This window comes from Ruegeria sp. G12 (assembly GCF_056533565.1).
Window position 1 is genome coordinate 1 of record NZ_JBQFOO010000016.1, and the last position, 4,112, is coordinate 4,112.

General features: G+C 61.8%; 3 protein-coding genes. All 3 read right to left on the reverse strand.

Features of this window, described 5'->3' with window-relative positions; all coding sequences use genetic code 11:
• Position 1: 1 nt before the first annotated feature.
• On the reverse strand, positions 2–433 hold the full coding sequence (locus tag ACR0JN_RS21950; RefSeq protein WP_480888613.1) for a universal stress protein: 432 nt from the start codon (positions 431–433) through the stop codon (positions 2–4).
• On the reverse strand, positions 430–3,048 hold the full coding sequence (locus ACR0JN_RS21955; RefSeq protein ID WP_480888614.1) for a TRAP transporter permease: 2,619 nt from the start codon (positions 3,046–3,048) through the stop codon (positions 430–432). The genes ACR0JN_RS21950 and ACR0JN_RS21955 overlap by 4 nt, the downstream gene beginning before the upstream one ends.
• Before the next feature lie 120 nt (positions 3,049–3,168).
• Positions 3,169–4,112 (reverse strand): TAXI family TRAP transporter solute-binding subunit (locus tag ACR0JN_RS21960; protein WP_480888615.1); only part of this gene is annotated, 944 nt, incomplete at its 5' end.

A 4,112-nucleotide genomic window follows, 5' to 3' on the forward strand; every position in this document is an offset into this window, starting at 1 on the left:
CCTACCTGACGACATAGACGGACACTTGGGAGTGTCTGACCACGCGGGCGGCGTTTGGGCCTAGTAGGTAGTCTTTGAGGTCTGGTTTATGGGCGCCGATGACGATGAGGTCGCTGCCGGCTTCCTGGGCGGTGTGCAGGATTTGCTGGTAGGCGGTGCCGGTGGCGACGACGTGGCGGATCTGGGTGTTACGTTCGGTTCCCAGCGCGGTCTCGCACAGGGCGACCAGCTTGGTGTGGGCCTGTTCCAGCGCCTTTTCGTGGAAACTGGCGTCGAAGAAGCCCGACACCCAGCTTTCGCCAAAATCCGGCAGCACGGTCACCACATCCAGCTGCGCGCCGTCCAGGTCGGCCAGTTGGGCCGCGCGCTGCAACACGCCCGCATCCAGATCATCATTGCTGATATCCACGGCACAGAGGACGGATTTGCTCATGGTGTTACCTCTTGTTCTGTGGTGCGGGCGGCGCGGCCCTTTTGCAGGAAGGCGATCAGGGCCAGCAGGAGCAGCGCCGGGATGAACATCAGTTCCTTGGGCGGCTGGCTTTGCGGGGCCTGCACGGTGGTGATGCGGACGGGCTCGTCGGCGTAGTAGTCGAAGTTCGACAACTCGTCGGCGACGGGCGTGCCGAACAGCGGCTCATCCAGCTTGACCAAGCCATCCTCCTCCAGCGGGATCAGGCCCAGGGCGTCGATGCGGGCGGCGCCATCGGCTTCGTCGCCGATGGTCAGGACCACGGTGGTTTCGGTCATGTTGCCGGTGTCAAAATCGGGTCCTTCAACCTCGATCCGCAAGCTGCTGCCTGGGGCGGCGTCGCCCACGGCTTGTTCCAGCTGCGCGGGTTCGATCTGCGCAAAGGGCGGCGCGATGCGGTTCATGAAGAAGTCCGGACGGAACAGTGCGAACGCAATCAGGATCAGCGCGACGCTTTCATAGATGCGGTTCTTGGTGAGGAACCAGCCCATGGTGCCGGCGGTGAAGATCAGGATCGCGATGGTCGCGGATATCGCCACCAGAATGCCCTGCACCCAGCCCACATCAATCAGCAAGAGATCGGTGTTGAAGATGAACACAAACGGCAGCGCCACGGTGCGCAAGCTGTAGAAGAAAGCGGTAAAGCCCGTCTTGATCGCGTCGCCTCCTGACACGGCGGCGGCGGCAAAGCTGGCCAGACCCACGGGCGGCGTCACATCAGCCATGATGCCGAAGTAGAACACAAACAGATGCACCGCGATCAACGGCACGATCAGACCATCCTGCGCGCCCAGTTCCACAACCACACCGGCCATCAGCGAGCTGACAACGATATAGTTCGCGGTTGTCGGCAGGCCCATGCCCAGAATGAGGCTCAGCAGACCCACCAGCGCCAGCATGGCGATCAGGTTGCCGCCCGACAGGAACTCGACCAGATCGGCCATCACCTGACCCACGCCGGTCAGCGTCACGGTGCCCACGATCACGCCTGCGGTGGCCGTGGCCAGCGCGATGCCGATCATGTTGCGCGCGCCGTCGATCAACCCGTTCCACAGATCGGCAACGCCGTCGCGGAAGGCATTGGCCGTGTTGTTCTCACCCCGGAAGATCGACTTCAGCGGCTTCTGCGTCAGCAGGATCACAAACAGCAGCGAGGTCGCCCAGAAGGCCGACAGGCCGGGCGATTTCTGCTCGATCATCAGGAAGTAGACCAGCACGATGATCGGCAGCAGGTAATGCAGACCGGCCTTGTAGATCTCGGCAATGACCGGCAGCTCGACCTCTTTGGCGTTGGGATCATCGGGGACCAGATCCTCGACACCCGCGGCCAGTTTCAGCAGGATCAGATAGGCCACCACAACCAGCGCCGACAGCACCAGACCCGAGGCCCCGGGCATCAGCGCAATCACCGCCTTGATCGGGTATTGGATGCCATAACACAGCCCGGCAAAGCCCACGAAGAAGATCGCCATGCCGCCGATTGTGCGCCCCATCGACACCACGCGGTTGCCCAGCGTCGGCATGTTCCGCTTCACCGCCTCGAGATGCACGATATAGACCAGCGCGATGTAAGAGATTGCGGCGGGCAGGAAGGCGTGGGTGATCACCTCGACATAAGAAATGCCCACATATTCCACCATCAAAAAGGCCGCAGCCCCCATCACCGGCGGCATGATCTGACCGTTCACGGATGACGCCACCTCGACCGAGCCCGCCTGTTCGCTGGAAAAGCCCACCCGCTTCATCAGCGGGATGGTGAACGTGCCGGTGGTCACAACATTGGCAATCGACGAGCCCGAGATCAGCCCCGTGGCCGCCGAGCCCACCACAGCCGCCTTGGCCGGACCGCCGCGCAAATGCCCCAGCGCGCCAAAGGCCATCTTGATAAAGTAATTGCCCGCGCCCGCCTTATCCAGCAACGCACCAAACAGCACGAAGAGGAAGACGAACTTGGTCGAGACACCCAAAGCGATGCCAAACACACCCTCGGATGTGATCCACATATGGCTCATGGCCTTTTTCAGGCTGGCGCCCTTCCACTGGATCACCTCGGGCACCCAGTCGGAGGAGCCAAAGAACACATAGGCCAGGAAAATCGTCGCAATGATCGCCATCGCCGGGCCAAGCGCCCGGCGCGCGGCCTCGAACAGCAGCAGCAGGCCACCCAGAGCGACCCATTTGTCCACATCATCGGCCAGCAGGCCGTTGTCGACCAGTTTTTCATAGAAAATATAGCCATACAGCGCGATCCCCGCGCCCACCACGCCCATGATCCAGTCCTGAATGGGGATGTAGTTGCGCGGGCTGGATTTCAGCGCCGGATAGGCCGCAAAGGCCAGAAAGATGGCAAAGGCCAGATGGATCTGGCGCGAGTTGTTCACCACGCTGCCCGGCAGCAGCGCATTCGACAGCGGCGAGGCCAGCACCACCTGAAAGACCGACCACAGCACCGCGACGATGGCCAGAAAGACCCCGACATTGCCCGCCGGATTGCGCGCGCCCGCATCGGACGAGGCCACCAGATCCTGAAGCTCTTCTTCGGATAGCGGGCGGTTGGATTGGGTGTCGGAACTCATCTGGCGTCTCCCCGTCGCTCTGCGATCTTGTCGGACCGTTTCGGCCTCATTCGTCACCCCGGTTGCCCCGGGTGCAAAAGGGGCGCGCCCATCACAGGCGCGCCCCGCATCAGGTCCGGCTTACTGCAGCCAGCCTTTTTCCTTGTAGTACTTCTCAGCACCCGGATGCAGCGGTGCCGACAGGCCATCCGCAATCATCTCTTCCGGCTGCAGGTTGGCAAATGCCGGGTGCAGCTTCTTGAAGTCGTCGAAGTTTTCAAAGACCGAGCTGACAACCGCATAGACCGCATCATCCGACACATCCGCCGAGGTCACGAAGGTCGCGCCCACACCAAAGGTCGTGGTGTCGCCGTCCGAGCCGCGATACATGCCACCCGGAATGGTCGCGGTGCGGTAGTACGAGTTGTTGTCGATCAGACCCTGGATCGCATCACCGGTCACGTTCACCAGAACCGAGTCACAGGCGGTGGTCGCCTCTTGAATCGAGCCCGAAGGGTGACCCACGGTGTAGATCATCGCGTCCAGCTGGTTGTCGCACAGCGCCGCCGATTGCTCGGCCGCTTTCAGTTCCGAGGCCAGTTCAAAGTCATCGATGGTCCAGCCCATCGCTTCCAGCACAACATCCATCGTGCCGCGCTGACCGGACCCGGGGTTGCCGATGTTCACGCGCTTGCCCTTGAGATCCTCAAAGCTGGAAATCCCCGCATCGGCGCGGGCCACAACCGTGAACGGCTCGGGGTGGACCGAGAACACCGCCCGCAGATTCTCGAACGCGCCCGCGTCTTCGAACTTCGACGTGCCGTTATACGCGTGGTACTGCCAGTCCGACTGCGCCACACCAAACTCCAGCTCGCCCTCGCGAATGGTGTTGATGTTGTAAACCGACCCACCGGTCGATTCCACAGAACACCGAACCCCATGTTCCTTGCGCCCCTTGTTCACCAAACGGCAAATCGCACCACCCGTCGGATAGTAAACACCCGTAACACCACCCGTCCCAATCGTGATAAACTCCTCTGCATACGCAGCAGGCGCGAGAAAAGCAGCCGTGGCGAAGGCGGTGA

Coding starts and splice junctions, on each gene's coding strand:
- ACR0JN_RS21950 (WP_480888613.1), bottom strand. CDS start 433: ATGAGCAAATCCGTCCTCTGTGCCGTGGATATCAGCAATGATGATCTG.
- ACR0JN_RS21955 (WP_480888614.1), bottom strand. CDS start 3,048: ATGAGTTCCGACACCCAATCCAACCGCCCGCTATCCGAAGAAGAGCTT.